Genomic DNA, 26,363 nt, shown 5'->3' with positions numbered 1-26,363 from the left:
CATGATGGGCGGGGATTCTAGCATTTAGTCGAGGGATGGTGTAGGACGGAGCAGTTTTGAGCTGCAAGCTTGAGCGACAAGCCTTGTAGGCTTTAAGGGAAGGGGAATGGCGGAAACCACAGGGGGAGCCGAAGCTCCCCCAGAATTAGTTGCGTGCTCTGTTTTTATTATTGATTTCGGGCTTCTTGTTTTTGTTGAGTGCCCGCGCCACGAGGTTTTCCCTGCGTGACACTCCCATTCGGGAGTCAAGAGCAAACGGATTGCTTTGGTCGCTGTGTTGCAGTGATCAATCGATCCAACCAGTTCAGGCACCTGTCTTGGGACAGTTTTATTGTTCTCGGCCTGGTTGTGGGGCAAGCCCCAAATACAACGCCTCTCCAAAAGAATCAGTTAGCTGCGCCTCTCGCCGTCTTGTTTTTATTGTGCGTGAGTCGATTCGTCTTATTTTTATTGTCGTTTACACGGTTTGTTATTGTTCTTGTACCAAAGCTATAGCAGGGTGCGTGCCAACTTTTGCGAACCCCAGCAAAGTCGGGGGGCTGGCGGGGTTGCTGGTTATTTCGGGGCGAAAAAAAGCCGGGGTTTCGTTACCGTAAACCCCGGCTTCTGTTACGTGAAAAAGCTGAGGTAACAGTTTTTTCACATTGGGCGGTGTTACCCGCGCACCTCAGCTTTCGCTGGCGACCCCGGTCTTGCGGCGTGGGATACCCAGGCGCTGGCGGCGTTCCCACAGGCATTTGCGGCTAACCCCCAGCTTGCGCGCCAGTTCGGTCTCAGTCATGTGGTCCTGGTGTTCGAGGACGAAATGCTGGAAGTAATCTTCCAGGGACAAGTCTTCGGTAGGCTCGTGACTGGAGTTGTTGGCACCACCCTGTTGCGGGGCCAGGCCGATGAACTCGTCATCGTCCAGGTCACTGAGCTCGATGTCGATGCCTAGCAGGTCGGCCGAGATTTCCGGGCTCTCGCAGAGGATCACTGCTCGCTCTACCGCGTTTTCCAGCTCTCGAACGTTACCCGGCCAGGCGTAGTGACGGATGGCCTGTTCGGCATCCGGGGCGAACTTGAGATCGGTGCGGTTGACCCGCGCGCTCTGGCGGGCAAGGAAAGCATTGGCGATTTCGTTGACGTCGGCGCCACGTTCGCGCAGGGCCGGCAACTTCAAGGCGATGACGTGCAAACGATAATACAGGTCTTCACGGAACTGGCCGATCTTCGCCAGGCTCTTGAGATCGCGGTGCGTGGCCGCGATCAGGCGCACGTCGACTTTCTGCGACTGCACCGACCCGACCCGACGGATCTCGCCTTCCTGAAGCACCCGCAGCAAACGTGCCTGGGCTTCAAGGGGTAGTTCACCGATTTCATCGAGGAACAGCGTCCCGCCGTCCGCCGCTTCCACCAGCCCGGCGCGCCCGGCGCTGGCACCCGTGAACGCACCCTTTTCGTGACCGAACAGTTCGGACTCGATCAGGCTTTCCGGGATCGCCGCGCAGTTCACCGAAATCATCGGGGCCTTGGCCCGTCGGGACAGGTTATGCAGCGCACGGGCTACCAGCTCCTTGCCGGTGCCGGACTCGCCCTGGACCAGGACATTGGAGTCGGTGGGCGCCACTTTGCGGATCTTGCTGTACAAGTCCTGCATGGGCGGGCAGGAGCCGATGATGCCGATTTCGCCGTTATGGTTGCCGGCGCCGCCTTTGGTGGAGGCTGTCGCCTTGCTCGCCGGTTCCGGCGCATGGCTGGCCGCCGTCTGTCGGTCGCGCAGGATGCGGGCCACGGCCTGGAGCATCTCGTCGTGGTCAAACGGCTTGGCGATGTAGTCCACCGCGCCCATTTTCATGGAGTCTACCGCCGAGCGCAGGCTGGCGTAACTGGTCATGATCAGCACCGGCGTGCCCTGGCCGAGCTTGATCAGTTCGGTGCCGGGGGCGCCAGGCAAGCGCAGGTCGCTGACGATCAGGTCAAACGTTGGAATGCTGAAACGTTCTTGTGCTTCCTGCACTGAACCGGCTTCGCTGACCTGGTACTGATTGCGTTCCAGCAGGCGGCGCAAGGCGGAGCGGATAATTGTTTCGTCTTCGACGATCAAAATGTGCGGCATTGATTCGATTCTCTCGACGGTCTCAGTTCACAGCGGACGTCGCTTCGACATGACGCGGCAAGGTCACCCGTATACGGGTGCCGCGTTGGCTTTGTACATCGGCCGGGCTGTCGATGGTGATTTGTCCATAATGCTCTTCAACGATGGAATAGACCAGTGCAAGGCCCAGACCGGTGCCTTCGCCCGGGTCCTTGGTGGTGAAGAAAGGTTCGAACAATCGGTCCATGATGTTCTGGGGGATACCGCTGCCTTCGTCTTCGACGATCAGGTCGATCGTGTGTTCGCTGGCTTCGCTCTTGACCCGCACCGCGCTGCCCGCAGGTGAGGCGTCGCGGGCGTTGGAGAGCAGGTTGATCAGTACCTGGGCGAGCCGCTGGGGATCGCCGTCGACCCAGTGATCCGGGTCGCACAGGTTGAAGAATTGCACCTCGAAATTGCGCCGGTTCAGGGCCAGCAGACCAATGGCGTCCTGGACCACTTCGGCCAGACAGACGGGCTCGTCGTTGTGCTGGTGGCCGCCGGCATGGGCGAAGCTCATCAGTGACTGGACGATACGCGACACACGCTTGGTCTGTTCGAGGATCTGGCCGCTGATTTCCGTCAGTTCGCCGTCGTCCTCGCGCTCTTCGCGCAGGTTTTGCGCCAGGCAGGCGATGCCGGTGATCGGGTTGCCGATTTCGTGGGCCACCCCGGCGGCCAGCCGACCGATGCTTGCCAACCGTTCGGAGTGGACCAGCTTGTCTTCGAGCATCTGAGTATCGGTGAGGTCTTCCACCAGCAATACCAGGCCACTGTTACCCGGCGCCAGCGGCTCGTCGATCGCCGCCTTGTGCAGGTTCAACCAGCGAGTCTGGCCGTCGAGGGCCAGGTGCTGCTTGTGCAAATGCTCATCCGGCAGGTCGATGAAGCCTTGCAGCAGGCCTTTCCACGGCTCACTCAGGGTACTCAGGCGTGAACCGACCACGCGCTGGGCGGCGATTCCAGTCAGTTCCTCCATGGCCTTGTTCCACATCAGGATTTCCTGGTCCTTGGCCAGGGAGCACACGCCCATCGGCAGTTCCTGCAAGGTCTGGCGGTGATAACGGCGCAAGGCGTCCAGTTCGGCGGCCAGGCCGGTGAGGCGCGAGTGGTAGTCTTCCAGGCGGCTCTCGATGAAGTGGATGTCTTCAGTGACATAGTTCTCGCCGCCGGCCTTGTAGGGCAGGAACGTCTCGACCATGTCCTGGGCCACGCTGGGGCCCATCAGGCCGGACAGGTTGGCTTCGATCCGGTCCCGCAGGCGACGCAGGGCATATGGACGGCGTTCATCGAAGGGCAGGTAGAGGTCGCGCAGGGCCTGTTCGACTTCTTTTTGCGCGGCTTTGGCGCCCAGGGGCTTGGCCAGTTGCGTGGCGAACTCCTGGGGTGAGGCGGCGTGCAGTTCCCGGCGCTGAGGGCGGCGAACGTTGTCCACCGCGCAGGCTTCGGCGGCGCTGGCCTCTTCGCTGCTGGCGTTGGTGAACAGTGAAATCAGGGTGAACATCAGCACGTTCGCCGCCAGCGAGGCGATGGCCGCCATGTGCCAACTGGTGTCGTCGAGCACGTAGATCATGTTCAGCAACGGGATATAGAAGCCCTGCATGTTGCCCAGCAGTGGCAACAGCATGGCGACCAGCCACACCAGGATCCCCGCGAGCAGACCGGCGATAAAACCACGGCGGTTGGCTGTTGGCCAATACAGCACCGACAGTACGCCGGGCAGGAACTGCAAGGTGGCGACGAACGCGACAATGCCGAGGTTGGCCAGGTCCTGTCCGTCGCCCAGCATCAGGTAAAAGCCGTAGCCGGCCATGATGATGGCGACGATCAGTGCGCGGCGGGTCCATTTCAGCCAGCGGTAGATATTGCCCTCGGCTGGCGGCTGGTAGAGCGGCAGCACCAGATGGTTGAGCGCCATGCCCGACAGCGCCAGCGTGGTAACGATGATCAGGCCGCTGGCCGCTGACAGGCCACCGATGTAGGCCAGCAACGCCAGGGCCTTGCTGTTGGCGGCGATGCCGATGCCGAGGGTGAAATACTCAGGATTGGTGCTGGCTCCCAGCTTCAGTCCGGCCCACAGGATCAGCGGCACCGCCAGGCTCATCAGCAGCAGGAACAGCGGCAGGCCCCAGCTCGCGCTCACCAGCGAGCGCGGGTTGAGGTTTTCGGTAAAGGTCATGTGGTACATGTGCGGCATGACGATCGCTGACGCGAAGAACACCAGCAACAGCGTGCGCCACGGGCCTTCCTGCAGGGGTGTGTGCAGGGCGGCGAGGGCGGTCTGGTTCTGCAGCAGCCACAGCTCCAGTTGTTGCGGGCCATCGAATACGCCGTACAGGGCATAGAGACCGACGCCGCCGATGGCGATCAGTTTGATCACCGATTCGAAGGCGATGGCGAACACCAGGCCTTCGTGTTTCTCCCGGGTGGCGATGTGGCGGGAACCGAAGAAAATCGTGAAGAGAATGATCAGCGCGCAGAAACTCAGTGCGACCCGGTGCTGCACCGGTTCGCGGGTGAGGATGCTGATGGAGTCGGCCACCGCCTGGATCTGCAGGGCCAGCAACGGCAATACGCCCACCAGCATGAAAATCGTGGTCAGCGCGCCGGCCCAGGTGCTGCGAAAGCGAAAGGCGAACAGGTCGGCCAGGGATGATAGCTGGTAGGTGCGGGTGATTTTCAGGATCGGGTAGAGCAGCACCGGTGCCAGCAGGAATGCCCCCGATACACCCAGGTAGCTGGACAGAAAACCGTAGCCGTACTGATAGGCCAGCCCGACCGTGCCATAGAACGCCCACGCGCTGGCGTAGACGCCCAGCGACAGGGTGTAGGTCAGCGGGTGGCGGATGATCGCCCGGGGGATCATGCCCCGTTCGCTGATCCAGGCGACGCCGAACAGCACTGCCAGGTAGGCTGCGCTGATCAGGATCATCTGGGTCAGGCTAAAGCTCATCGGCATCTTTTTGGCTCTGCAGGATGAAGGTCACGACGATCAGGATCAGCCAAAGCAGATAGGGCCGATACCAGGCACCCGTGGCGTCGATCCACCAATCCATGATGGCCGGGGAGAACAGATAAATCCCCACTACCAGGAGCAGGACCAAGCGATAGATGTACATCCCGGCCTCTCTTTTTTAAACGCGTGCCCGAAAACGTGCGGCGATGGTAACGGATGGGGGCCAAGCTGCAAGCGCCGTCAACGTATTTGCGCCTCTGGCAGGGTCAAAGTGCGCGGTATCTTCCCCGCATCCCAATGGCGAATGCCCCAGTCCAGCAGGTCCCGGGGGCTGGCGTCGACCCGTTCGGGGCCTGGCTGTTGGCCCAGCGCGCGCAGTGCCCGCAACAACAATGGCGTGGCCTGATCGGCCGCCAGCGGTGGCGAGCGGTAGGACTTGCCGAGTTTGTGTCCGTCCGGTTGGGTGATCAGCGGCACATGCAGGTAGCGCGGTTGTGGCAAGCCAAGCAGCTCTTGCAGGTACAGCTGACGTGGTGTGGAGTCCAGCAGGTCGGCACCGCGCACGATATCGGTGACCCCCTGCCAGGCGTCGTCCAGCACCACCGCCAGTTGATAAGCATAGAGCCCGTCGCGACGGCGAATCACGAAATCGCCGACCTCACGGCCCAGGTGCTGGCGGAACGGGCCTTGTACTCGGTCGTTGAAGTGATATGCCAGCTCAGGAACGCGCAGGCGGATGGCCGCGTCTTTGGTGTCGTGACCGGCGTTGCGGCACAGGCCCGGATAAATGCCCTGATACGGCTCCAGTTGTTTGCGCGAGCAGGTGCAGGCATAGGCCAGACCCTGGCTGAGCAGGCGATTGATGACCTGGTCGTAGGCCTCATGGCGCTCACTCTGACGGACCATCTCGCCGTCCCATTCAAACCCGTAGCTTTGCAGTGCCTTCAAGATTGCCGCTTGCGCGCCAGGCTCTTCCCGTGGTGGGTCAAGGTCCTCCATGCGCAGCAACCAGCGCCCGCCCGCGGCCCGGGCATCCAGATAGGACGCCAGCGCGGCGACCAGGGAGCCAAAGTGCAGGTGGCCGCTGGGTGTGGGGGCGAAGCGGCCGATGTAGGGGGCAGTGGCGGTCATAAAGCGAATGTTACTGGGGTCCGGGCTGTTGGAATACATATCCTGCTGACGAAGCCATCCCTCTGTGGGAGCGAGCCTGCTCGCGATAGCGTCTTATCAGTGGGCATTGATGTGGCTGACCCACCGCTATCGCGAGCAGGCTCGCTCCCACAAGGGAACCGGGTGTGCGGGAAGTATCAGAAACAAAAAACGGAGCGTGTGAACGCTCCGTTTTTCGATGACAGCCCAGGCAATTTACTTGCCGACCTGTTTTTCCTTGATTTCCGCCAGGGTCTTGCAGTCGACACACATGTCGGCGGTCGGACGTGCTTCCAGCCGCTTGACGCCGATCTCGACGCCGCAGGACTCGCACCAACCGTATTCTTCGTCTTCGATCAGTTGCAACGTCTTGTCGATTTTCTTGATGAGCTTGCGCTCACGGTCGCGGGCGCGTAGTTCGAGGCTGAATTCTTCTTCCTGGCTGGCACGGTCGGCCGGGTCAGGGAAGTTCGCCGCTTCGTCTTTCATGTGATCCACAGTGCGGTCGACTTCCTGCATCAAGTCCTGTTTCCACTTGTTCAGGATCTTGGTGAAGTGCGCGCGCATGGGGGCGCCCATGTACTCTTCGCCAGCTTGCGGCACGTACGGCTCAAACCCGCTGAGCGACTGATTTTGATTCTGCTTTGCTTGGGTGGGCATGAATGGACCGCCTCTACTCTTGTAATCCACTACGCAGGATTGCTCCATCACCGACACCTGCCGGCCCTGCGGCTGCAAGCGGGCGAACTTACCAGATCAAATCGGGCCGCGCTACTCCCGGTTGTCGAGCCTGCGGTGGCCGGGGCTTGCAAAGCGTGGTCAAGTTCAGTCCGGTGGAGTGACAAACCTGCTCAATGCTTGATTCTAGTCAAGCCTGAGCCGATCGCTGGAGACATTTGCTGCAAGCGGCCGGGCCCTGAGTTCGTGCTCGCTTGCGCAGTTGTTTCTGGGTTGGCCGGAGAGTTAGGTAGAATCGGTTCTTTTTTACCAGAAGGAAGGCTAATGGCTCAGCCCTACAGTGCGCGTAGCCGCGCCATCGAACCTTTCCATGTGATGGCGCTCCTGGCCCGTGCCAATGAGCTGCAGGCCGCCGGGCACGATGTCATCCACCTGGAGATCGGCGAGCCGGACTTCACCACGGCTGAGCCGATCATCCAGGCCGGCCAGGCCGCGCTGGCGGCGGGAAAGACCCGTTACACGGCGGCCCGTGGCATCCCCGAGCTGCGCGAAGCCATCGCCGGTTTCTATGGGCAGCGCTACGGTGTGGACATAGACCCACGGCGCATCCTGGTCACGCCGGGCGGATCCGGCGCGTTGCTGCTGACCAGCGCGTTGCTGGTGGACCCGGGCAAGCACTGGCTGTTGGCGGACCCCGGTTACCCCTGCAATCGCCACTTTCTGCGGCTGGTGGAAGGTACGGCTCAATTGGTGCCGGTAGGCCCGGACGTGCGCTACCAGCTGACCCCGGACCTGGTGAACCGCTATTGGGACTCGAACAGCGTGGGTGCGCTGGTCGCGTCGCCGGCCAACCCGACCGGGACGATTCTCAGCCGGGACGAACTGGCCGGCCTGTCCAAGGCAATCAAGGGCCACAACGGTCACTTGGTGGTGGATGAGATCTATCACGGCCTGACTTATGGCACCGATGCCGCGAGCGTGCTGGAAGTCGACAACGAAGCTTTCGTCCTTAATAGCTTTTCCAAGTATTTCGGCATGACCGGCTGGCGGCTGGGCTGGCTGGTGGCCCCTTCGGCGGCTGTTGGTGAGCTGGAGAAGCTGGCGCAGAACCTTTACATCAGTGCGCCGAGCATGGCCCAGTACGCGGCGTTGGCCTGTTTCGAACCGGCGACAATCGAGATATTCGAGCAGCGCCGGGCCGAGTTCGCGCTGCGGCGCGACTTTCTGCTACCGGCCTTGCGTGATCTGGGGTTCGGCATCGCAGTGGAGCCGGAAGGGGCGTTTTACCTGTATGCCGACATTAGTGCATTCGGCGGCGATGCTTTTGCGTTCTGCCAGCACTTTCTGGAGACCGAGCATGTGGCGTTCACGCCGGGGCTGGATTTCGGTCGCCATCAGGCTGGGCACCATGTGCGTTTCGCCTACACCCAGAGCTTGCCGCGGCTCCAGGAAGCGGTGGAGCGAATCGAGCGCGGACTGCGGAGTTGGCAAGGCTGATGCTTTTTTCACCTGCGCTGGAAGAAGGCCGGCTGATTCGACGTTATAAGCGTTTTCTTGCCGATATCGAGACCGTTCATGGCGAACTGCTGACGATTCATTGCCCCAACACCGGTTCGATGCTCAATTGCATGGCCGAAGGTGCGCGAGTCTGGTTCAGTCGTTCCAGCGACCCCAAGCGCAAATTGCCCGGCACCTGGGAAATAGGCGAAACCCCCCAGGGGCGGTTGGCCTGCATCAACACCGCGCGAGCCAACCCGCTAATCGAAGAGGCCCTGCGTGCCGGGGTCATCAGCGAGCTGAACGGTTTTACCGGGCTCAAGCGTGAAGTGGCTTACGGTCAGGAAAACAGTCGTATCGATTTTCGACTGGACTACGACGAAGGCTCCGCCTGGGTCGAAGTCAAAAGTGTCACGTTGGGTTTTGACGGCACGACCGTGGCGGCGTTTCCTGATGCGGTGACCCAGCGGGGAGCCAGGCATCTGCGCGAACTCGCTCACCTGGCCCGGGACGGCGTGCGGGCGGTGCAGTTGTATTGTGTCAACCTGAGCGGGATCGACGCCGTGCGCCCGGCACAGGAAATCGACCCGCTGTACGCGGCGGCGTTGCGCGACGCTGTGGCCGCGGGCGTGGAAGTGCTGGCCTACGGGGTGACGCTGATGCCCGAGCAAATGTGGGTGGATCGGCCGTTACCGGTGCTGCTCGACCCAGATGCCTTGCTCGTCCTCCCGGCTCTCTAACGCAGCCAGGGACTGCCCGGCACAGGGGCCGGCGACGCATTCACCGCTTTCAATCAGAAACAGTGCGCCGTGGGTGGCGCACTGGATCAGGCTGGCGCTGGGGTCGAGAAACTCATCGGGCCGCCATTCCAGCGGTACGCCGCGGTGCGGGCAGCGGTTGAGATAGACATACACCTGGCCGGCGCGACGCACCGCCAGCAACTTGCGCCCATCGAGGTCGAAACCGCGACTGCTGTTGTCGGGCAATTCGGCGCCGGTACAAAGAAACTTCATGTGGGTCTCTATGGTTATGAGTGGGCGAGTTTGTGTGGGAGCGAGCCTGCTCGCGATAGCGGTCGATCAGCCAGCAGCAATGGGTCGACACACCGCTAATCGCGAGCAGGCTCGCTCCCACAGAGGCAACCCCCCAAAGGTTCATGCTTGACGTCCAAATGAAAACAATTATCAAATGGCGCCTCCTTCGCAGGGGGCTGAGGATACTTTGCCTGCGGGGTTCATGCCCGGCCCTGTGAACATTTCTTCGAGGAAGCTGCCCGATGCGCCTGAATATCCGTGTTGTCACGCTCTGTGTTGTCATGTTAGCCAGCCAGGGCTTGGTGGCGGCTGAACTGCCGCAGCGCTGGGTCAGTGCCGGCGGGGCAGTGTCCGAATGGGTCAGCGCGCTGGGCGGTGAGTCGAAACTGGTGGGCGTGGACACCACCAGCCAGCATCCCGAAGCCTTGCGGGATTTACCCAGCATCGGTTATCAGCGACAACTCTCGGCCGAGGGGGTATTGAGCCTGCGTCCGCAGATCCTCGTAGGCACCGAAGAAATGGGGCCGCCACCGGTGCTGTCGCAGATCCGCAGCGCCGGGGTACAGGTTGAACTGTTCTCGGCCACGCCCGACCTGTCGACCCTTCAGGGCAATCTGCGGCACCTGGGTCAACTGCTGGGCGCCGAGGCCAAAGCCGCGCAGTTGTTCGACAGTTATCAACAGCAGCTCAGCCAACAGAAAGCTCGAGTGAGTAAAATCCAGCTTGAGCAACAGGCCCCCGGCGTGTTGCTGTTGGTCGCAAGCTCCGGCGGCAAGCCGATGGTCGCAGGCCTGGGCACCTCCGCCGATTGGCTGGTGCAGCAGGCCGGCGGTCACAACTTGGCGACACACCATGGTTACAAGGCATTTTCGGTGGAGAGCCTGGCCAGCCTGAATCCCGAAGTACTGGTGTTCGCCGATCGCGCGTTGAGTGGCGAAGAAGCGCGTGCGGCGTTGTTCAGGGGAAATCCGATTCTTTCCTCCACCCGTGCCGCCAGGGCCGGGCGCGTTATCGAGCTTGACCCGACACTGTTGGTCGGCGGGCTAGGCCCGCGGTTGCCGCAAAGTCTGGTGAAGCTGACGGCCGGTTTTTACCCGACCGAACCGGCCAAGGCACCATGACCCCTCTGGTCAAACCGCGCACCTTGTTCATTGGCCTGGCCCTGTTGTGTCTGCTGGCGATCTGGCTGTCCCTGGCCCTGGGGCCGGTGAGTTTGCCGCTGTTCGATACCTTGCGCGCCGCGTTGCGCTTGATGGGTTTGCCAGTGGCCGCCGAAGGTCTGGAGCAGGCCGAACTGATCCTCGGTCAGATCCGTCTGCCACGCACCCTGCTGGGGCTGGCGGTGGGCGGGGTATTGGCATTATCGGGGGTGGCGATGCAGGGGCTGTTCCGCAACCCGTTGGCCGACCCGGGGCTGGTCGGGGTGTCCAGCGGTGCGGCGCTGGGCGCGGCGTTCGCCATTGTTGGCGGCTCGGCGCTGGGTGGCTTGCCCGAAGCGTTCGGCCCCTATGTGTTGTCGTTGTGTGCGTTCCTCGGCGGGCTTGGGGTTACGGCATTGGTTTATCGCCTCGGTCGGCGCAACGGCCAGACCCATGTCGCGACCATGCTCCTGGCCGGTATCGCCCTGACCGCGCTGTCCGGCTCGGCGGTGGGCTTGTTCACTTACCTGGCGGACGACGCGACCCTGCGCACCTTGACGTTCTGGAACCTGGGGAGCCTGAATGGTGCCAGCTATGCGCGGTTGTGGCCGCTGTTGCTGGTCAGCGTTGGCGTAGCACTCTGGCTGCCACGACGGGCCCGGGCACTCAATGCTCTGTTGCTGGGTGAATCCGAAGCCGCCCATTTGGGCGTTGATGTCGAAGGGCTCAAGCGTGAACTGGTGTTTTGCACGGCCCTGGGGGTTGGCGCGGCAGTGGCGGCGGCGGGCATGATCGGCTTTGTCGGGCTGGTAGTGCCGCATTTGGTACGGTTGATGGCCGGCCCCGATCATCGCGTTCTGTTGCCGGCTTCGGTGCTGGCGGGGGCGAGCCTGCTGCTGTTCGCCGATCTGGTGGCGCGTCTGGCGCTGGCTCCGGCGGAACTGCCGATCGGCATCGTCACGGCATTCATCGGGGCGCCGTTCTTCCTCTATTTATTGCTGCGAGGACGCGCCTGATGTTACGAGCGCAGAACCTGCACATCCAGCGGGGTCGCAAGACCGTGTTGGCTGATGTCAATCTTGATCTGCATGCCGGCCAGGTGCTGGGCGTGCTCGGCCCCAACGGTGCAGGTAAAAGTACTTTGCTGGCGGGGCTGTGCGGTCAATTGCCTCCTGCGCAGGGACAGGTCTGGCTCGATGATCGGCCTTTGTCCCAGTGGGACGGCGCCGAGCGTGCCCGCCGCCTGGCGGTATTGCCGCAGTCATCGACCCTGGATTTTGCTTTCCGAGTCGAGGAAGTAGTCGGCATGGGGCGCCTGCCTCATCAGTGTGGTCGAGTGCGTGACGAGCAAATCGTTGCCTTGGCGTTGCACGCTGCAGACGCGGCGCATCTGCACGGTCGCAGTTACCTGGCGCTGTCGGGAGGCGAGCGTCAGCGGGTGCACCTGGCGCGGGTCTTGGCACAGTTGTGGCCAGGGGAAGCGGGGCAGACCCTGCTGCTCGACGAACCGACCTCGATGCTCGATCCACTGCACCAGCACACCATCCTGCAAGCGGTGCGTGAGTTTGCCGATCGCGGCGCGGCCGTATTGGTGATCCTGCATGACCTGAACCTGGCAGCGCGTTATTGTGATCGCCTGTTGTTGCTCGCGTCCGGCCGGCCGGTGGCCCTGGACACGCCGCAACAAGTGCTGCGCCCGGAACCGCTCAAAGCAGTGTTTGGCCTGGAAGTGCTGGTGCAACCCCATCCGGAGCGCGGACATCCATTGATCATCGCCCGCTGAGGGTTGCCTGAGGATGTAGACGTGCGCCTGATCCTGATTCTGGCATTGAGTGTGCTGACGGCCTGTCAGAGCACTGCGCCGCCCCCGGTCGACGGGCAGATCCTTGATTTGCACAGTGGCCGGGCCATCACGCCTCAAGCGTTGATCGAGCGTCTGGCACGGGCGCCGCGAGTGGTGGTCGGCGAGCAGCACGACAATCCGGATCACCACGCGCTGCAGCTATGGCTGCTTCAGGCCCTGGCCGCGCAACGGGCCCAGGGCAGCCTCCTGCTGGAAATGCTGACACCCCACCAGCAGCCTCGCGTTGATGCGGTCCGCCAGTTACCTGCCTTGCCAACTGATCTTCCCGGTGCCCTGGATTGGTCGCCGGGATGGGACTGGAGCCTGTATGGTCCGGTCGTGGAGTTTGCCCTGACGCAACGCTATCCGTTGTTGGCCGCCAATCTGGACACCGCCGAGATCCAGCGCGTCTACCGGCAGGCGCCGGACTTGCGAGGCGCCCGTGCGAATGCGGCAAGTGTGAAGGATCAGTTGCTGGAGCAGATTCGCCAATCCCATTGCGGCCTGCTGCCCGAATCTCAGATGCCGGCGATGCTGGCTGTCCAGCAACAACGTGACCGACGCATGGCCGAACGTCTGCTGGCTGCGCCATTGCCTGCGTTGTTGTTCGCCGGTGCCTGGCATGGACGAAAAGACGTCGGGGTGCCGCTGCATGTGCTGGACTTGGGGGCCAGTGAGGCGCCCACCGTCCTGATGCTGGCCGAGGAGGGCAGCGAGATGACATCGGTCATGGCAGATTACGTGTGGTACACCAAGGCCACTCCCCCTCAGGATTACTGCGCGCAGATGCGTGAACACAGCGCATTTCCTCCAGACAAAAAAGACCCGACAAAAGTCGGGTCAAATAACCGTGATTAGCCTGATGAGGAGATATCTGAGAGTCCGAACCAAGGGCTATTCAAATATCGACCAGTCTCGCGACCGGATGCGCTAATCATAGCGATTCTCATTACCATGTCAAACGTTGTTTTTTGAATTGGCCCAAATAACTTTCAAGCGCAGGCCGTGTGGCGACAAACAAGGAGAATGGTCAGGCTTTGTGACGCGTCGAAACGGCGTCCAATTGTTTGTTCAAGGCTTCCTTGCGTTCGGCGGGGATGTCATTCCAGTGCACATCCATCAATGCGCCCTCAATGGCATAGAGCAACACCTTCGAAGCCCGGAACCCGCGAGTGCGTACTGCGCGATAGGCATCAACCGCTCCGAGGCGGCGCAGATCCGAGGCGCTGTGGATGCCCACGGCATGCAGCCACTGGGCTGATGTCTTGCCCAGGTTCTTCAGGTGTTGCAGTTCATCATTCATCGAACCTCCTTGCGACGGCCGACTGGTGCAGTGGGCAAGCTTCTCAGGAGTGTAGCGGTCAGTAGGAAAAACGTGATTCTTTGGTGGGATTTGAAGCAAAAGCTTCTAATGCATTACGCACGATAGGTGGGGGCGCGCGGCAAGATGCAGCGTCCAGCGCAGGCGGGGGCGCTGGAGATCAATTGGGTTGACGGCAGATTCGGCCCGATTCAGCGGGTGCGGTAGCGCAGCCGGGTGCCAAAGTTCATCGACATCAGAATTTCGTCGGCAGACAGTTCTGCCGGGAAATAGGCGCCCGATATTTGCGCATGGGCCAGGCTGGCACCTTCCAGGGACGACTTGCGAAAATCGATGCCGCGCAAATCCGCGGAGCGGAAGTAAGCGTCGGTGAAATCCACGTCGTCGGCATTGAGCTCTCGCAGATCCAGACCACGAAAATCGCCGCCACGCATATCAACCGGGCCTTGTGGCCGTTCGTTGTTGAAACCGGCAATGTCGTCTTCGCGCAGCAAAGCATAAAGCGGGGTACTGAGAAGCTTGGGTAGGCTCATTTCATATCACCTGTTGGTTTTATGACGCCAGTATAGTGCCACTGTTTGACGGCCGTGAAGGGTGGGCAGACTCCACGGCCGAAATAGTTTTTTACAGGCCTGGCAAGCGTTGACGAATCTGCGCGACCACGATGTCGAGCGTGCCGCTTTCATTGGTCTGGACCCGTTTGCTGCACAGGATTTCCGCAGGGGTGAGTGCTTCGCGGCTGGCCTGTTGGGCGGCGATAACGGCCAGATTTGCGTCGGACGGATCTGTCTGATCGGCCTGACGCTGCGCCAGCCTGCTCTCGATAACCGCTTGTGGCGCATTGCAATCGAGGATCAGGAACGGAGCGCCCGTGGCCTCGGCAACTTTCGCCGCAGCATCGCGCTGATCGTGTTTGAGGTACGTGGCGTCGATCACTGCTGGGAAGCCGGCATGCAGGATGACACTGGCGATTTCATGCAAGCGGGCATAAGTGGCGTCGCTGGCGCCGCTGCTATAGATGCCGGCTTGTGGATCATTGGGCACTTGCTGCTCACCAAACAGACGCTTGCGCTCAACGTCCGAGCGCAAGCGAATGGCGCCCAGGGCTTCCACCAGGCGCATCGCGACATGGCTTTTGCCAACGGCCGAAACGCCGTGGGTGATGGCCAGAAAGCGCGAGGGAATGGTGCTGTAGCTTTCGGCCAGGTTCGCGTAGTTGCGGTATTGGCGCAGGGTTGTGGCGCGCTGCACCGGGTCGGCTTCGGCCGGCATGCTGAACAGCGCGACCTTGGCGCGGACCAGGGCGCGGTAGGCTTTGTAGAAGTTCAGCAGCTCCAGGCCTTGATAGTCGCCGGTCAGCTCCAGATATTGGCTGACGAAACGTCGCGCCAGCGACTTGAGGCCGCGGTCTTCCAGGTCCATCGCCAGGAATGCAGTGTCGGCATAGACATCGGTGAAGCGGAACGGCTCGTTGAACTCGATGCAGTCGAAAATCACTACCTTGCCATCGATCACCGTGGCATTGCCCAAGTGGATGTCACCGTGGCATTCGCGGATGAAACCTTCGGCTTTGCGTTGGGTGAACAGCGGTTTGAGGCGTTCGAAGCTGCTTTCGGCCCAGGCTTGCAGGGCTTCGAGCTGCAACAGGTCAGCCTTGTCACTGAGGAACGGACGAATCTGTTCGAAGTTCTGCCGCACCGGTGCCATAACGCTGTCGGGGGTGCCGGCGGCGTTTTCGGCAGGCACGGTGGGCGTAGAGAGATGGAAGCGGGCGATCTGCGCGGCCATTTCGTCAACGTGCGCGGTGGTCAGTTCGCCGTTGGCCTGGAGCGTGCTGAGCAGTTGGCTCTGGGGAAACTGACGCATCTTCAGGGCGTATTCGATGGCCGGACCTTCGCCACCCAGTTGCGGCACTTGCGGGGTGCCGGTAATCGGCATGACTTCCAGGTACAGATCCTGGGTCAGGCGCTGGTTCAAGCGCAGTTCTTCCCCGCAGAAATGCTTGCGTGCCTCGAGGCTGGTGAAATCAAGGAAGCCGAAATTGACCGGTTTTTTGAATTTGTAGGCATACGGCCCGGTGAGCAATACCCAGGAAATGTGGGTCTCGATGACCTGGAACCCTTCGACGGGATGCGGATAGAGGGCCGGGTTTTGCAGGGCAGCGATCAGGGACTGGCTCACGGGCGATCCTTCAGAGACTGGGAAAATTCAAGGCCGTCATTATGGCGGCAAGCCGCGTTAACGCAAACAGGAGGGGGCCGTTGTGTGGTCATGTTGAACCGCGGCAAAGTGCGTATAATCCGCCGCCATGACTCGTACCCGATCCCCCCGTACCCCCAAGAAACCACCCGCCAGTCGCTTGCGGCCCTGGCTGGGCTGGGCCCTTAAACTCAGCCTGGTGGGCCTCGTCGTGCTCGCTGGCTTTGCGGTCTACCTCGATGCCGTGGTCCAGGAGAAGTTCTCCGGCAAGCGCTGGACCATCCCGGCCAAGGTCTACGCCAGGCCCCTGGAGCTGTTCGTCGGACAAAAGCTGAGTCGGGACGATTTCCTGACCGAGCTCGATGCCCTCGGCTATCGCCGTGAAAGCGTTGCCAATGGCCCGGGTGCTGCGTCCGTCAACGGCAATACCGTCGACCTCAATACCCGCGGTTTCCAATTTTATGAAGGCATGGAGCAGGCGCAGGCGGTGCGAGTGCGTTTCTCCGGCGACTACGTGGCTGCGCTGACCGGTGCCAACAATGCGAAGCTGTCAGTGGTGCGCCTTGAACCGCTGCTGATCGGTGGCCTGTACCCCAAGAACCTTGAAGACCGGATCCTGATCAAGATCGACCAGGTGCCGCCGTTCCTGCTCGATACGCTGATCGCTGTCGAGGACCGCGATTTCTACCATCACTTCGGCGTCTCGCCCAAGTCGATTGCCCGGGCCATCTGGGTCAACACCTCCTCGGGCCGTATGCGCCAGGGCGGCAGTACCTTGACCCAGCAATTGGTCAAGAACTTCTATTTGACCAACGAGCGCAGCCTCAGCCGCAAGCTTACCGAAGCCATGATGGCGCTGTTGCTGGAACTGCACTACGACAAGCGGGAGATTCTCGAGGCGTACCTCAACGAGGTCTTCGTCGGTCAGGACGGCCAGCGGGCGGTTCACGGTTTCGGCCTGGCCAGCCAGTTCTTCTTCAGCCAGCCGCTGTCCGAGCTCAAGCTGCATCAGGTGGCATTGCTGGTGGGGATGGTGAAAGGGCCGTCCTCCTACAACCCGCGGCGTAATCCGGAGCGCGCCCTCGAGCGGCGCAATCTGGTACTCGACTTGCTGCAACAGCAAGGCGTGGCGACGGCCGAGCAAGTCGAAGCGGCGAAGAAGATGCCTTTGGGCGTAACCAAGCGCGGCAGTCTGGCCGACAGCTCGTTTCCTGGTTTCATGGACCTGGTCAAGCGTCAACTGCGTGAGGACTACCGCGACGAAGACTTGACCGAAGAAGGCCTGCGGATCTTCACCAGTTTCGACCCGATCCTGCAGATGAAGGCCGAAGCATCGGTCAATGACACCTTCAAGCGACTGGCCGGGCGCAAGGGCTCTGATGAAGTGGAAGCCGCGATGGTGGTGACCAACCCGGAAACCGGCGAAGTCCAGGCCATGATCGGCAGTCGGCAGGCCAGTTTTGCCGGTTTCAACCGGGCGCTCGATGCGGTCCGCCCGATCGGCTCCCTGATCAAGCCGGCGGTCTACCTCACCGCCCTGGAAAAACCGAGCCAGTACACCCTGACCAGTTGGCTGTCCGACGAGGCGTTCTCGGTCAAGGGCGCGGACGGCCAGGTGTGGAAGCCGCAAAATTATGATCGCCGCTCCCACGGTACGGTGTTCCTGTACCAGGGGCTTGCGCATTCCTACAACCTGTCGACGGCTCGCCTCGGGCTTGAAATCGGCGTGCCGAATGTCCTCAAGACCTTGGCCCGCCTGGGTGTCAGTCGCGAATTCCCGGCATTCCCATCGATGCTGCTGGGAGCCGGTGGCCTCACGCCGATTGAAGTGGCAGCCATGTACCAGACACTGGCCAACGGTGGCTTCAACACGCCGATGCGCGGCATTCGCAGCGTGCTTACCGCCGACGGCGAGCCGCTCAAGCGCTATCCGTTCCAGATCCAGCAGCGTTTTGATCCCGCGTCCATTTATCTGATCCAGAGCGCCATGCAACGGGTCATGCGTGAAGGCACCGGCAGTTCGGTTTATAACGTACTACCGCGTAACCTGACCCTGGCGGGCAAGACCGGTACCAGCAACGACTCGCGCGACAGCTGGTTTGCCGGTTTCAGCCAGGACCTGCTGGCAGTGGTCTGGCTCGGCCGTGACGACAATGGCAAGACCCCGTTCACTGGCGCCACCGGGGCATTGCAGGTCTGGACCAGTTTCATGCGCAAGGCCGATCCGTTGCCGCTGGACATGCCGCAACCAGACAATATCGTTCAGGCCTGGGTGGATTCGCGCACCGGTCAAGGCTCCGACGCCAGTTGCCCGGGCGCGGTGCAGATGCCGTATATTCGCGGCAGCGAACCACCACCCGGTGCAGCCTGTGGCATTCCAAACCCCGCCGAATCGGTCATGGATTGGGTCAAGGACTGGATGAATTAAGCAAAGAGGGTTTCAAGTGAACAAGTGGTTGATTCCAGCGGTTACGGCCGTGGCATTGCTCAGCGGTTGCTCCACCGTACAACGCGGTTCGATTCCGGTTGTCGATTCCGGCACTGCCGTTTCCAATAGCGAGCGGGTCTCGGCCAATGGCGGCTTCCGTCAAACGACGGTGCAGCGGCCGGTGCAGGGACAGGTCCAGGCGATTCCCCAGGGCGATACCGGTGTCGTCGTGATGGTGCCCGGTGGCGGCGCCACGACGTCGGCACCGATCAGCAGCACACCGATCACGCCAGGGCCGATCACGCCGGGCCCTATCGATACTTCACCAATCGACCAGGGCAGCTTCAACATGCCTTCTGCACCGAGCAGCATTCCCTCGACCAGTTCGGGAGGTCTGTCCGCTGATGAACAATTGGACGGTCCAGTACTGGCATTGCTCACCACAGCCCAACAGCAACAGGCCGGTGGTGACCTCAATGGTGCGTCCTCCAGCCTTGAGCGAGCCCAGCGTGTTGCGCCGCGTGAACCCCAGGTTCTCTATCGCCTGGCCCAGGTGCGCATGGCCCAGGGCGATGCGCCGCAAGCCGAGCAACTGGCCCGCCGTGGCCTGACATTCGCCAACGGTCGTCCGGCGCTTCAGGCCAGCCTGTGGGAATTGATCGCTCAGGCCCGTGAGAAACAAGGCGACTCCGCCGGCGCGGCATTGGCCCGTCAGAAGGCCAAGGTTTCGCTCTGATGGATACGCGTTTTCCCAAGATCGCCGATCAGTTGCTGCTGATTGAGCGCGAGTTGCGGGTCCAGGGCTGGTGGAGCAGCGTTTCGCCGTCGGCCGAGGCGTTGGCCAGTGTCGAGCCGTTCGCGGTCGACACGCTGGACTTCGAGCAATGGCTGCAATGGATTTTCCTGCCGCGCATGAAAGCCATCCTGGAAAATGACCTGCCGCTGCCCAACGCCTCGGGCATCCTGGAGATGGCTCAAATGGTCTATGCCCAGCGGCCGGGGCAAGGCGTGGAGTTGCAGCGACTGTTGGCGCAGTTCGACCAATTGATCAGCGACGTTAACTGACCGCCATTTATTGGCAGTGCTCCTCGATCTGCTTGCGGGTTTCGTCGATGCGCTGGCGCCGCTCCTCTTCTGTGAGGCGGCGCATTTCCCCTTCCACATCCTCGCGTACCCGCGGGTTGTTCTGCAGTTGCGCCAGATTGGTCCGAGTCTGTTCGCAGAAGGCCTTGAGCTGGGCTTGCTGCTCGGCAATCTGTTGCTTGACCTGTTGGTCAATCGCCTTCTGGTCACCAATGACCTCGGCAGGCGGGGGGGCTGCTGGCTTGGCGGCGGAAGGGGAGGACTTGATCACCGTTGTGGCCTGTCCTCCAGGCGGTGGCTGGGAGCCAAAGTGGGTAACCCCTTGGGCGTCCACCCATTTATAGACCTGACCGGCCATGCACATCGGGCTCAGGCCAACCAGCAGGCTGGCCGTCAAGAAGAACATTCGCATGCTGTTTCCTTGTCATGGGTTGCGCAATTGAAGCTAACACAGTTGCTGTTTAAAGGTTTTTTCTTGCGTTCTCATGCGCTTACTTCGAATAAAGCACATTGACGGCTTGACTTGCAGAGGGCGAAACAGAAGAATCCAAAGTCCGCTGTAGAGGGACTGCCAGAAGCAGGCCCACTCGGCAGATCATGAGGCGCACATCCGCGCCGACCTGTTACACCCGCAACGCGTTACCTCGCGCTGGGTGGGAAAGGCCCGCAACACTTGGGACGATCCCAATACTTGCTCAGTCAGTGCTGACGTAGTCGGCGACCACCGTCGCTCATGCTCTGCCGAGAAGTAAACCTATTAAGACCCGTCCCTTTTTGTGGGCCGGTATTCTGGCGTTTTAGAGGTGAACAACGTGGAGCTTTTATCTGGCGGTGAGATGCTCGTCCGCTTTTTGCGTGACGAAGGCGTCAAATATATCTACGGGTACCCCGGTGGTGCTCTTCTTCATGTCTATGATGCCCTGTTCAAAGAACCGGAAGTGACCCACATCCTGGTTCGTCATGAGCAAGCGGCGACCCACATGGCTGACGGTTATGCCCGTGCCACCGGTAAAGCCGGCGTGGTCCTGGTGACTTCCGGCCCTGGCGCCACGAACGCCATCACCGGTATCGCCACGGCGTACATGGACTCTATCCCGATGGTGATCATCTCCGGTCAGGTGCCCAGCACCATGGTCGGCACCGACGCGTTCCAGGAAACCGACATGATCGGTATTTCCCGGCCGATCGTGAAGCACAGCTTCATGATCAAGCACGCTTCGGAGATCCCGGAGGTCATGAAGAAGGCTTTCTACCTGGCTGAATCCGGTCGTCCGGGCCCGGTTGTGGTCGATGTCCCGAAAGACATGACCAACCCGGCCGAGAAGTTCGAATACATTTTCCCCAAGAAAGCCAAGCTGCGTTCCTACAGCCCGGCTGTGCGCGGTCACTCCGGGCAAATCCGCAAGGCAGCCGAAATGCTGCTGGCGGCCAAGCGTCCGGTGCTGTACTCGGGTGGCGGCGTTATCCTCGGTGGTGGCTCCGCGCCGCTGACCGAATTGGCGAAAATGCTCAACCTGCCGGTCACCAATACGCTGATGGGGTTGGGCGCCTACCCGGGCACTGACCGTCAGTTCATCGGCATGCTCGGCATGCACGGCAGCTATACCGCCAACCTGGCGATGCACCATGCCGATGTGATTCTGGCGGTCGGCGCGCGTTTCGACGACCGTGTCATCAACGGCCCGGCGAAATTCTGCCCGAACGCCAAGATCATCCATATCGACATCGACCCGGCGTCGATCTCCAAGACCATCAAGGCAGACGTGCCGATTGTCGGTCCTGTGGAGAGCGTGCTGAGCGAAATGGTCGCCATCCTCAAGGAAATCGGCGAGGCTCCGAACAAGGAGTCCGTGGCCAGTTGGTGGAAGCAGGTTGATGAGTGGCGCGGTGATCGTGGCCTGTTCCCTTACGACAAGGGCGACGGCAGCGTGATCAAGCCACAGACCGTGATCGAAACCCTGTGCGAAGTGACCAAGGGCGATGCCTTTGTGACCTCCGACGTGGGCCAGCACCAGATGTTCGCCGCGCAGTATTACAAGTTCAACAAGCCCAACCGCTGGATCAACTCCGGTGGTCTGGGCACCATGGGCTTCGGTTTCCCGGCGGCCATGGGCGTCAAGTTGAGCTTTCCGGATAGCGACGTCGCCTGTGTCACGGGCGAGGGCAGTATCCAGATGAACATCCAGGAGCTGTCGACCTGCCTGCAGTACGGTTTGCCGGTGAAAATCGTCAACCTGAACAACGGCGTACTGGGCATGGTTCGCCAGTGGCAGGACATGAGCTACGGCAGCCGTCACTCGCACTCCTACATGGAGTCGTTGCCGGACTTCGTCAAGCTGGTCGAAGCCTATGGTCACGTGGGCATCCGCATCACTGACCTGAAGGACTTGAAGTCCGGGCTCGAAGAAGCTTTCGCCATGAAGGATCGCCTGGTGTTCCTCGATATCAAGGTCGATACCAGCGAGCACGTCTACCCGATGCAGATCAAAGACGGCTCCATGCGCGATATGTGGCTGAGCAAGACGGAGCGTACCTAATCATGCGACATATTATTTCCCTGCTTCTGGAAAACGAACCGGGTGCTCTGTCTCGCGTAGTGGGCCTGTTTTCGCAGCGCAACTACAACATCGAAAGCCTGACCGTGGCGCCAACCGAAGACCCGACCCTGTCGCGTCTGACGCTGACCACTGTGGGGCACGATGAAATCATCGAGCAGATCACCAAGAACCTGAACAAGCTGATCGAGGTGGTCAAGCTGGTGGACCTGTCGGAAAGCGCGCACATCGAGCGCGAGCTGATGCTGGTCAAGGTCAAGGCCACCGGTGCCCAGCGCGCCGAGATCAAACGCACTACCGATATTTATCGTGGGCAGATCGTCGATGTCAGCGCCAGCGTCTATACCGTTCAGTTGACCGGTACCAGCGACAAGCTCGACAGCTTCATTCAATCGATCGGCACTGCCTCGATTCTGGAAACCGTACGCAGTGGCGTCACCGGGATTGCCCGTGGCGACAAAGTACTGAGCATCTAAACCAAATTAGCGAATGGCCTGAATGGCCGGAAATAGGGGTAATTCATGAAAGTTTTCTACGATAAAGACTGCGACCTGTCGATCATCCAGGGCAAGAAAGTCGCCATCATCGGTTACGGTTCCCAAGGCCACGCCCAGGCGTGCAACCTCAAGGACTCCGGTGTTGACGTGACCGTTGGCCTGCGTAAAGGCTCGGCCACAGTTGCCAAGGCCGAGGCCCATGGCCTGAAAGTCACCGACGTAGCTTCTGCCGTTGCCGCCGCCGACCTGGTCATGATCCTGACCCCGGACGAGTTCCAGTCTTCGCTGTACAAGAACGAAATCGAACCGAACATCAAGAAAGGCGCCACCCTGGCCTTCTCCCACGGTTTCGCGATTCACTACAACCAGGTAGTGCCACGCGCCGACCTCGACGTGATCATGATCGCGCCGAAGGCCCCGGGCCACACCGTTCGTTCCGAATTCGTGAAGGGCGGCGGTATCCCTGACCTGATCGCGATCTATCAGGACGCCTCCGGCAACGCCAAGAACGTCGCTCTGTCCTACGCTGCCGGTGTTGGCGGCGGCCGTACCGGCATCATCGAAACCACCTTCAAGGACGAAACCGAAACCGACCTGTTCGGCGAACAAGCCGTTCTGTGCGGCGGTACTGTCGAGCTGGTCAAGGCCGGTTTCGAAACCCTGGTTGAAGCTGGCTACGCGCCGGAAATGGCCTACTTCGAATGCCTGCACGAACTGAAGCTGATCGTTGACCTCATGTACGAAGGCGGTATCGCCAACATGAACTACTCGATCTCCAACAACGCTGAATACGGCGAGTACGTGACGGGTCCGGAAGTGATCAACGCCGAATCCCGCCAGGCCATGCGTAACGCCCTGAAACGTATTCAGGACGGCGAATACGCCAAGATGTTCATCAGCGAAGGCGCTACCGGCTATCCTTCGATGACCGCCAAGCGTCGCAACAACGCCGCTCACGGTATCGAAATCATTGGCGAGCAGCTGCGCTCGATGATGCCGTGGATCGGTGCCAACAAGATCGTCGACAAAGCCAAGAACTAAGTCGCGAGCTTGATCGGAAAACGCGGCCCTGGCCGCGTTTTTTCGTTTGGGCGGTGGCTTCTGGTATAAAGCTGCATCGTTTGCGGCCGAACCCTCGTCCCAGACACCTGTCGAATTTTTCACACCGTTGCAAGGTACTGTCCATGAGCGAACGCCCCGACGAGCCCAACCAGGCTCCTGACGCCGAAAGCCTGCTGCCCATCGATGAGCACGTCGAAGAAGGACATGACGCTGAAGGCCGTAAGGTCCGGCACCGTGGCATCTATCTGCTGCCGAATCTGTTCACCACCGCGAACCTGTTCGCCGGTTTCTATTCCATCATCAGCTCCATGAGCGCCCAAGCGGCCTTGAGCGCCGGCGATAGCGCCGGGGCGAGTCGTTACTTTGCCTTCGCTGCCATCGCGATCTTTGTCGCCATGGTGCTCGATGGCCTGGACGGGCGTGTGGCCCGCATGACCAATACCCAGAGCGCGTTCGGTGCCGAGTACGATTCGCTGTCGGACATGGTCGCTTTCGGCGTGGCCCCGGCCTTGCTGGCGTTCGGTTGGGCGCTGGGGGACATGGGCAAGGTTGGCTGGATGGTCGCTTTCATCTATGTCGCCGGTGCCGCGTTGCGTCTGGCACGTTTCAATACCCAGGTCGGTACGGCTGACAAGCGCTACTTCATCGGCTTGGCGAGTCCTGCCGCTGCGGGTGTCGTAGCCGGTGTTGTTTGGGCTTTCAGCGACTACGGTATCCAGGGATCGAAGATGTCGTTCCTTGTGGCGCTGCTGGTAGCGGCGGCCGGTATGCTGATGGTCAGCAACATCAAGTACAACAGCTTCAAGGAGCTGGATCTCAAAGGGCGAGTGCCGTTCGTTGCGATTCTGGCGGTGGTGCTGGTGTTCGCGGTGGTCTTCAGTGATCCGCCACGTATCTTGTTGCTGGTATTCCTCGCCTATGCCGCTTCCGGCCCGGTTCAATACCTGTTGCGCCTGCGCCGACACAAAAAAGCCGAGTGATGTAATTTCCCTCATACTCCGCAGTCTATTGGTGCATCTGCCCTCCAATGCTGCGGAGTTGTCATGCTGATCAAGATCCCCAAGTCGTCCGACTGCCTTGAGTCGGACGTCACGCCAGAATCCCTCTATCTATCCCGTCGCCAAATGCTTGGGGCCGCCATGGCGGGGCTTGCCGTCAGCGGTCTTCCGCGTTGGGCCAGTGCTGCCGATGTTGCGCGTTATGCGGATGTCGAGCCCGGCAAGGCGCCGTCGTGGTTTGCCGAGAAGCTGCCGTCCACCCAATGGGGCGCGGTTACGGTCAAGGATGAGTCCATCACCCCTTTTAAAGACGCCACCCATTACAACAATTTCTATGAGTTCGGAACCGGCAAAGGTGATCCGGCGGCCAATGCCGGATCCTTGAAAACCGAGCCCTGGAGCGTGGTGGTCGATGGGGAAGTGGGCAAGCCGGGGCGCTATGCGTTGGAAGACTTCATGAAACCTTACCAGTTGGAGGAGCGAATCTATCGCCTGCGGTGCGTGGAGGCCTGGTCCATGGTTATCCCATGGATTGGCTTTCCCATTTCGGCGTTGCTCAAGCAGGTCGAGCCGACCTCCAAGGCCAAGTACATTCGTTTCGAAACCCTGCAGGATCCCAAGACTATGCCAGGGCAGCGCTCAGGGTTTGCTTTGATCGACTGGCCTTATGTCGAGGGCTTGCGACTGGATGAAGCGATGAATCCGCTGGCAATCATGGCGGTTGGGATGTATGGGCGAGAGTTGCCGAATCAGAACGGTGCACCGTTGCGCTTGGTGGTGCCGTGGAAGTACGGGTTCAAAAGTGTGAAGTCCATTGTGCGCATCAGTCTGGTCAGCGAGCAGCCCAAGACCACCTGGCAGAGCATTGCGTCCGACGAGTACGGCTTTTACGCCAATGTCAATCCGACGGTCGATCACCCGCGTTGGACCCAGGCACGGGAGCGCCGTCTGCCGAGCGGGCTGTTCAGTCCTAACGTGCGCGATACGTTGATGTTCAACGGCTATCAGGATGAAGTCGCTTCTTTATATGCAGGGATGGACTTGAGGAAGGACTACTGATGCGTTTTCCAGTCTGGCGAATCGGCGTCTTTGTCGCGGCGGCGGTTTGGCCGTTGCTCTGGCTCTACGAAGCGTTGATGAATAAGTTGGGGCCTGACCCAGGCAAGGTGCTGGTGGATCGGCTCGGGTTGGGCACGCTTATTTTGTTGTTGATCACCTTGAGCATGACGCCGTTGCAGAAACTCACGGGGTGGGCAGGGTGGATCGCGGTCAGGCGTCAGCTGGGATTGTGGTGCTTTGCTTATGTGGTGCTGCATTTGAGTGGGTATACGGCGTTCATCCTGGGGTTCGATTGGTCGCAACTGGGCGTCGAGCTGAGCAAGCGACCTTATATTATCGTAGGAGCGCTCGGGTTTCTGGGGCTCTTGGCGCTGGCGATTACTTCCAATCGCTACAGTCAGCGGCGACTGGGCGCGCGCTGGAAAAAACTGCATCGCCTGGTTTATCCGATCTTGGGCCTTGGATTGCTGCATATGTTGTGGATTGTGCGGGCGGATCTTAAGGAGTGGTCGATTTACGCCTTTATAGGTGCTGTGCTTTTGATGCTTCGAATTCCTGTGGTTACGCGCCGGATACCGCGTTTAATTGGACGCAAAGCACCTTCTGCAACAAAAGCGTAATTAACGCTTGACGGCAAATCCTGGACGTCTATAATTCGCCCCACTTCCGGCGCAGTCGAAACGAAAAACTCCTTGAGTTTCAATGAGTTAAACGATTTTAGGCAGCGCAGGGCTTCAGGTCATCGAAGC

At 60.7% G+C, this 26,363-nt stretch carries 25 protein-coding genes; 15 read left to right on the top strand and 10 right to left on the bottom strand.

Annotated elements, in window-relative coordinates:
• Positions 1–667: 667 nt before the first annotated feature.
• The 5 genes from BW979_RS26360 to dksA all read right to left on the bottom strand — a co-directional run bounded on the left by BW979_RS26360 (position 668) and on the right by dksA (position 6,881).
• Entirely contained in the window at positions 668–2,098 is a 1,431-nt protein-coding gene (locus tag BW979_RS26360) for a sigma-54-dependent transcriptional regulator (RefSeq protein ID WP_076386346.1), read from the bottom strand.
• Positions 2,099–2,120: 22 nt separating this feature from the next.
• Positions 2,121–5,075 carry a sensor histidine kinase gene (locus BW979_RS26355; RefSeq protein ID WP_172833807.1) on the bottom strand — a complete coding sequence of 985 codons (2,955 nt, stop codon included), beginning with the start codon at positions 5,073–5,075 and terminating at the stop codon, positions 2,121–2,123.
• Positions 5,059–5,235, bottom strand: coding sequence for a hypothetical protein (locus tag BW979_RS27535; protein WP_003176118.1), 177 nt, complete (start codon positions 5,233–5,235; stop codon positions 5,059–5,061). Before BW979_RS27535 ends, BW979_RS26355 begins: the two co-directional genes overlap by 17 nt.
• A 77-nt stretch (positions 5,236–5,312) precedes the next feature.
• Positions 5,313–6,203, bottom strand: coding sequence for a tRNA glutamyl-Q(34) synthetase GluQRS (gluQRS, locus tag BW979_RS26350; protein ID WP_047229881.1), 891 nt, complete (start codon positions 6,201–6,203; stop codon positions 5,313–5,315).
• A 234-nt stretch (positions 6,204–6,437) separates the two neighbouring features.
• Positions 6,438–6,881 carry an RNA polymerase-binding protein DksA gene (gene dksA, locus BW979_RS26345; protein WP_047229844.1) on the bottom strand — a complete coding sequence of 148 codons (444 nt, stop codon included), beginning with the start codon at positions 6,879–6,881 and terminating at the stop codon, positions 6,438–6,440.
• Between the two features lie 342 nt (positions 6,882–7,223).
• Between dksA and BW979_RS26340 the strand changes: the two genes are divergently transcribed.
• A complete protein-coding gene (locus tag BW979_RS26340; protein ID WP_047229843.1) occupies positions 7,224–8,396 on the top strand; it encodes a pyridoxal phosphate-dependent aminotransferase in 1,173 nt (390 codons plus the stop codon).
• Positions 8,396–9,136, top strand: a complete 741-nt coding sequence (sfsA, locus tag BW979_RS26335) for a DNA/RNA nuclease SfsA (protein ID WP_047229842.1) — start codon at positions 8,396–8,398, stop codon at positions 9,134–9,136. Before BW979_RS26340 ends, sfsA begins: the two co-directional genes overlap by 1 nt.
• Here sfsA and BW979_RS26330 read toward each other — a convergent pair.
• Positions 9,086–9,409 carry a Rieske (2Fe-2S) protein gene (locus BW979_RS26330; RefSeq protein WP_047229841.1) on the bottom strand — a complete coding sequence of 108 codons (324 nt, stop codon included), beginning with the start codon at positions 9,407–9,409 and terminating at the stop codon, positions 9,086–9,088. The two genes, sfsA and BW979_RS26330, sit on opposite strands and share 51 nt — an antisense overlap.
• A gap of 263 nt (positions 9,410–9,672) precedes the next feature.
• Here BW979_RS26330 and BW979_RS26325 point away from each other — a divergent pair, with 263 nt between their 5' ends.
• Genes BW979_RS26325 through BW979_RS26310 form a run of 4 tightly spaced genes read left to right on the top strand, consistent with a single transcriptional unit; the run spans position 9,673 to position 13,270 of the window.
• Positions 9,673–10,551, top strand: coding sequence for a heme/hemin ABC transporter substrate-binding protein (locus tag BW979_RS26325; protein ID WP_047229840.1), 879 nt, complete (start codon positions 9,673–9,675; stop codon positions 10,549–10,551).
• 50 nt (positions 10,552–10,601) lie between these two features.
• Positions 10,602–11,585 (top strand): FecCD family ABC transporter permease, encoded by a 984-nt coding sequence (locus tag BW979_RS26320; RefSeq protein WP_171061425.1) that lies wholly within the window; start codon positions 10,602–10,604, stop codon positions 11,583–11,585.
• A complete protein-coding gene (locus BW979_RS26315) occupies positions 11,585–12,352 on the top strand; it encodes a heme ABC transporter ATP-binding protein (RefSeq protein ID WP_076386342.1) in 768 nt (255 codons plus the stop codon). Before BW979_RS26320 ends, BW979_RS26315 begins: the two co-directional genes overlap by 1 nt.
• Positions 12,353–12,373: 21 nt before the next feature.
• Entirely contained in the window at positions 12,374–13,270 is an 897-nt protein-coding gene (locus tag BW979_RS26310) for a ChaN family lipoprotein (RefSeq protein ID WP_076386340.1), read from the top strand.
• Positions 13,271–13,442: 172 nt separating this feature from the next.
• Here BW979_RS26310 and BW979_RS26305 read toward each other — a convergent pair whose 3' ends face one another.
• From BW979_RS26305 to BW979_RS26295, 3 genes are all read right to left on the bottom strand, one after another.
• Positions 13,443–13,715 (bottom strand): TfoX/Sxy family protein, encoded by a 273-nt coding sequence (locus BW979_RS26305; RefSeq protein WP_047229837.1) that lies wholly within the window; start codon positions 13,713–13,715, stop codon positions 13,443–13,445.
• A 209-nt stretch (positions 13,716–13,924) separates the two neighbouring features.
• Complete coding sequence (locus BW979_RS26300; RefSeq protein WP_047229836.1) at positions 13,925–14,266, bottom strand: pentapeptide repeat-containing protein; 342 nt, start codon at positions 14,264–14,266, stop codon at positions 13,925–13,927.
• Between the two features lie 91 nt (positions 14,267–14,357).
• On the bottom strand, positions 14,358–15,914 hold the full coding sequence (locus BW979_RS26295; RefSeq protein ID WP_076386338.1) for a bifunctional aminoglycoside phosphotransferase/ATP-binding protein: 1,557 nt from the start codon (positions 15,912–15,914) through the stop codon (positions 14,358–14,360).
• Positions 15,915–16,041: 127 nt separating this feature from the next.
• Here BW979_RS26295 and mrcB point away from each other — a divergent pair, with 127 nt between their 5' ends.
• The 3 genes from mrcB to BW979_RS26280 are packed head-to-tail and all read left to right on the top strand — an operon-like array spanning position 16,042 to position 19,425.
• On the top strand, positions 16,042–18,360 hold the full coding sequence (mrcB, locus tag BW979_RS26290; protein WP_047229834.1) for a penicillin-binding protein 1B: 2,319 nt from the start codon (positions 16,042–16,044) through the stop codon (positions 18,358–18,360).
• Between the two features lie 16 nt (positions 18,361–18,376).
• Entirely contained in the window at positions 18,377–19,096 is a 720-nt protein-coding gene (locus BW979_RS26285; protein WP_047229833.1) for a tetratricopeptide repeat protein, read from the top strand.
• The gene (locus tag BW979_RS26280; RefSeq protein WP_047229832.1) at positions 19,096–19,425 is read left to right on the top strand and encodes a YqcC family protein; all 330 of its coding nucleotides are present in this window, start codon (positions 19,096–19,098) and stop codon (positions 19,423–19,425) included. Before BW979_RS26285 ends, BW979_RS26280 begins: the two co-directional genes overlap by 1 nt.
• A gap of 7 nt (positions 19,426–19,432) precedes the next feature.
• Here BW979_RS26280 and BW979_RS26275 read toward each other — a convergent pair whose 3' ends face one another.
• Complete coding sequence (locus BW979_RS26275; RefSeq protein ID WP_076386336.1) at positions 19,433–19,855, bottom strand: DUF4124 domain-containing protein; 423 nt, start codon at positions 19,853–19,855, stop codon at positions 19,433–19,435.
• A 400-nt stretch (positions 19,856–20,255) separates the two neighbouring features.
• Between BW979_RS26275 and BW979_RS26270 the strand changes: the two genes are divergently transcribed.
• From BW979_RS26270 to msrQ, 6 genes are all read left to right on the top strand, one after another.
• Positions 20,256–21,980 (top strand): acetolactate synthase 3 large subunit, encoded by a 1,725-nt coding sequence (locus tag BW979_RS26270; RefSeq protein ID WP_047229879.1) that lies wholly within the window; start codon positions 20,256–20,258, stop codon positions 21,978–21,980.
• A 2-nt stretch (positions 21,981–21,982) separates the two neighbouring features.
• Positions 21,983–22,474, top strand: a complete 492-nt coding sequence (gene ilvN / locus BW979_RS26265) for an acetolactate synthase small subunit (RefSeq protein ID WP_003205610.1) — start codon at positions 21,983–21,985, stop codon at positions 22,472–22,474.
• Positions 22,475–22,519: 45 nt separating this feature from the next.
• Complete coding sequence (ilvC, locus tag BW979_RS26260; RefSeq protein ID WP_003228216.1) at positions 22,520–23,536, top strand: ketol-acid reductoisomerase; 1,017 nt, start codon at positions 22,520–22,522, stop codon at positions 23,534–23,536.
• A 143-nt stretch (positions 23,537–23,679) separates the two neighbouring features.
• Positions 23,680–24,537 (top strand): CDP-diacylglycerol--serine O-phosphatidyltransferase, encoded by an 858-nt coding sequence (pssA, locus tag BW979_RS26255; protein ID WP_076386334.1) that lies wholly within the window; start codon positions 23,680–23,682, stop codon positions 24,535–24,537.
• Between the two features lie 63 nt (positions 24,538–24,600).
• Complete coding sequence (gene msrP / locus BW979_RS26250) at positions 24,601–25,614, top strand: protein-methionine-sulfoxide reductase catalytic subunit MsrP (RefSeq protein WP_047229829.1); 1,014 nt, start codon at positions 24,601–24,603, stop codon at positions 25,612–25,614.
• Positions 25,614–26,234 (top strand): protein-methionine-sulfoxide reductase heme-binding subunit MsrQ, encoded by a 621-nt coding sequence (gene msrQ / locus BW979_RS26245; protein WP_047229828.1) that lies wholly within the window; start codon positions 25,614–25,616, stop codon positions 26,232–26,234. The genes msrP and msrQ overlap by 1 nt, the downstream gene beginning before the upstream one ends.
• Positions 26,235–26,363 lie beyond the last annotated feature (129 nt).

It is taken from the genome of Pseudomonas sp. A214 (assembly GCF_900156295.1).
Lineage (GTDB): Bacteria > Pseudomonadota > Gammaproteobacteria > Pseudomonadales > Pseudomonadaceae > Aquipseudomonas > Aquipseudomonas rhizophila.
This window is presented reverse-complemented; position numbering and strand designations above follow the sequence as displayed.

Bases quoted from the DNA above. Each gene is read 5' to 3' on its own strand.
- ilvN (WP_003205610.1), top strand. From the start codon at position 21,983: ATGCGACATATTATTTCCCTGCTTCTGGAAAACGAACCGGGTGCTCTG.
- sfsA (WP_047229842.1), top strand. From the start codon at position 8,396: ATGCTTTTTTCACCTGCGCTGGAAGAAGGCCGGCTGATTCGACGTTAT.
- ilvC (WP_003228216.1), top strand. From the start codon at position 22,520: ATGAAAGTTTTCTACGATAAAGACTGCGACCTGTCGATCATCCAGGGC.
- BW979_RS26340 (WP_047229843.1), top strand. From the start codon at position 7,224: ATGGCTCAGCCCTACAGTGCGCGTAGCCGCGCCATCGAACCTTTCCAT.
- pssA (WP_076386334.1), top strand. From the start codon at position 23,680: ATGAGCGAACGCCCCGACGAGCCCAACCAGGCTCCTGACGCCGAAAGC.
- BW979_RS26330 (WP_047229841.1), bottom strand. From the start codon at position 9,409: ATGAAGTTTCTTTGTACCGGCGCCGAATTGCCCGACAACAGCAGTCGC.
- gluQRS (WP_047229881.1), bottom strand. From the start codon at position 6,203: ATGACCGCCACTGCCCCCTACATCGGCCGCTTCGCCCCCACACCCAGC.
- BW979_RS26300 (WP_047229836.1), bottom strand. From the start codon at position 14,266: ATGAGCCTACCCAAGCTTCTCAGTACCCCGCTTTATGCTTTGCTGCGC.
- BW979_RS26315 (WP_076386342.1), top strand. From the start codon at position 11,585: ATGTTACGAGCGCAGAACCTGCACATCCAGCGGGGTCGCAAGACCGTG.
- BW979_RS26275 (WP_076386336.1), bottom strand. From the start codon at position 19,855: ATGCGAATGTTCTTCTTGACGGCCAGCCTGCTGGTTGGCCTGAGCCCG.
- BW979_RS26360 (WP_076386346.1), bottom strand. From the start codon at position 2,098: ATGCCGCACATTTTGATCGTCGAAGACGAAACAATTATCCGCTCCGCC.
- mrcB (WP_047229834.1), top strand. From the start codon at position 16,042: ATGACTCGTACCCGATCCCCCCGTACCCCCAAGAAACCACCCGCCAGT.
- BW979_RS26305 (WP_047229837.1), bottom strand. From the start codon at position 13,715: ATGAATGATGAACTGCAACACCTGAAGAACCTGGGCAAGACATCAGCC.
- BW979_RS26355 (WP_172833807.1), bottom strand. From the start codon at position 5,075: ATGCCGATGAGCTTTAGCCTGACCCAGATGATCCTGATCAGCGCAGCC.
- BW979_RS26280 (WP_047229832.1), top strand. From the start codon at position 19,096: ATGGATACGCGTTTTCCCAAGATCGCCGATCAGTTGCTGCTGATTGAG.
- BW979_RS26325 (WP_047229840.1), top strand. From the start codon at position 9,673: ATGCGCCTGAATATCCGTGTTGTCACGCTCTGTGTTGTCATGTTAGCC.
- dksA (WP_047229844.1), bottom strand. From the start codon at position 6,881: ATGCCCACCCAAGCAAAGCAGAATCAAAATCAGTCGCTCAGCGGGTTT.
- msrP (WP_047229829.1), top strand. From the start codon at position 24,601: ATGCTGATCAAGATCCCCAAGTCGTCCGACTGCCTTGAGTCGGACGTC.
- BW979_RS27535 (WP_003176118.1), bottom strand. From the start codon at position 5,235: ATGTACATCTATCGCTTGGTCCTGCTCCTGGTAGTGGGGATTTATCTG.
- msrQ (WP_047229828.1), top strand. From the start codon at position 25,614: ATGCGTTTTCCAGTCTGGCGAATCGGCGTCTTTGTCGCGGCGGCGGTT.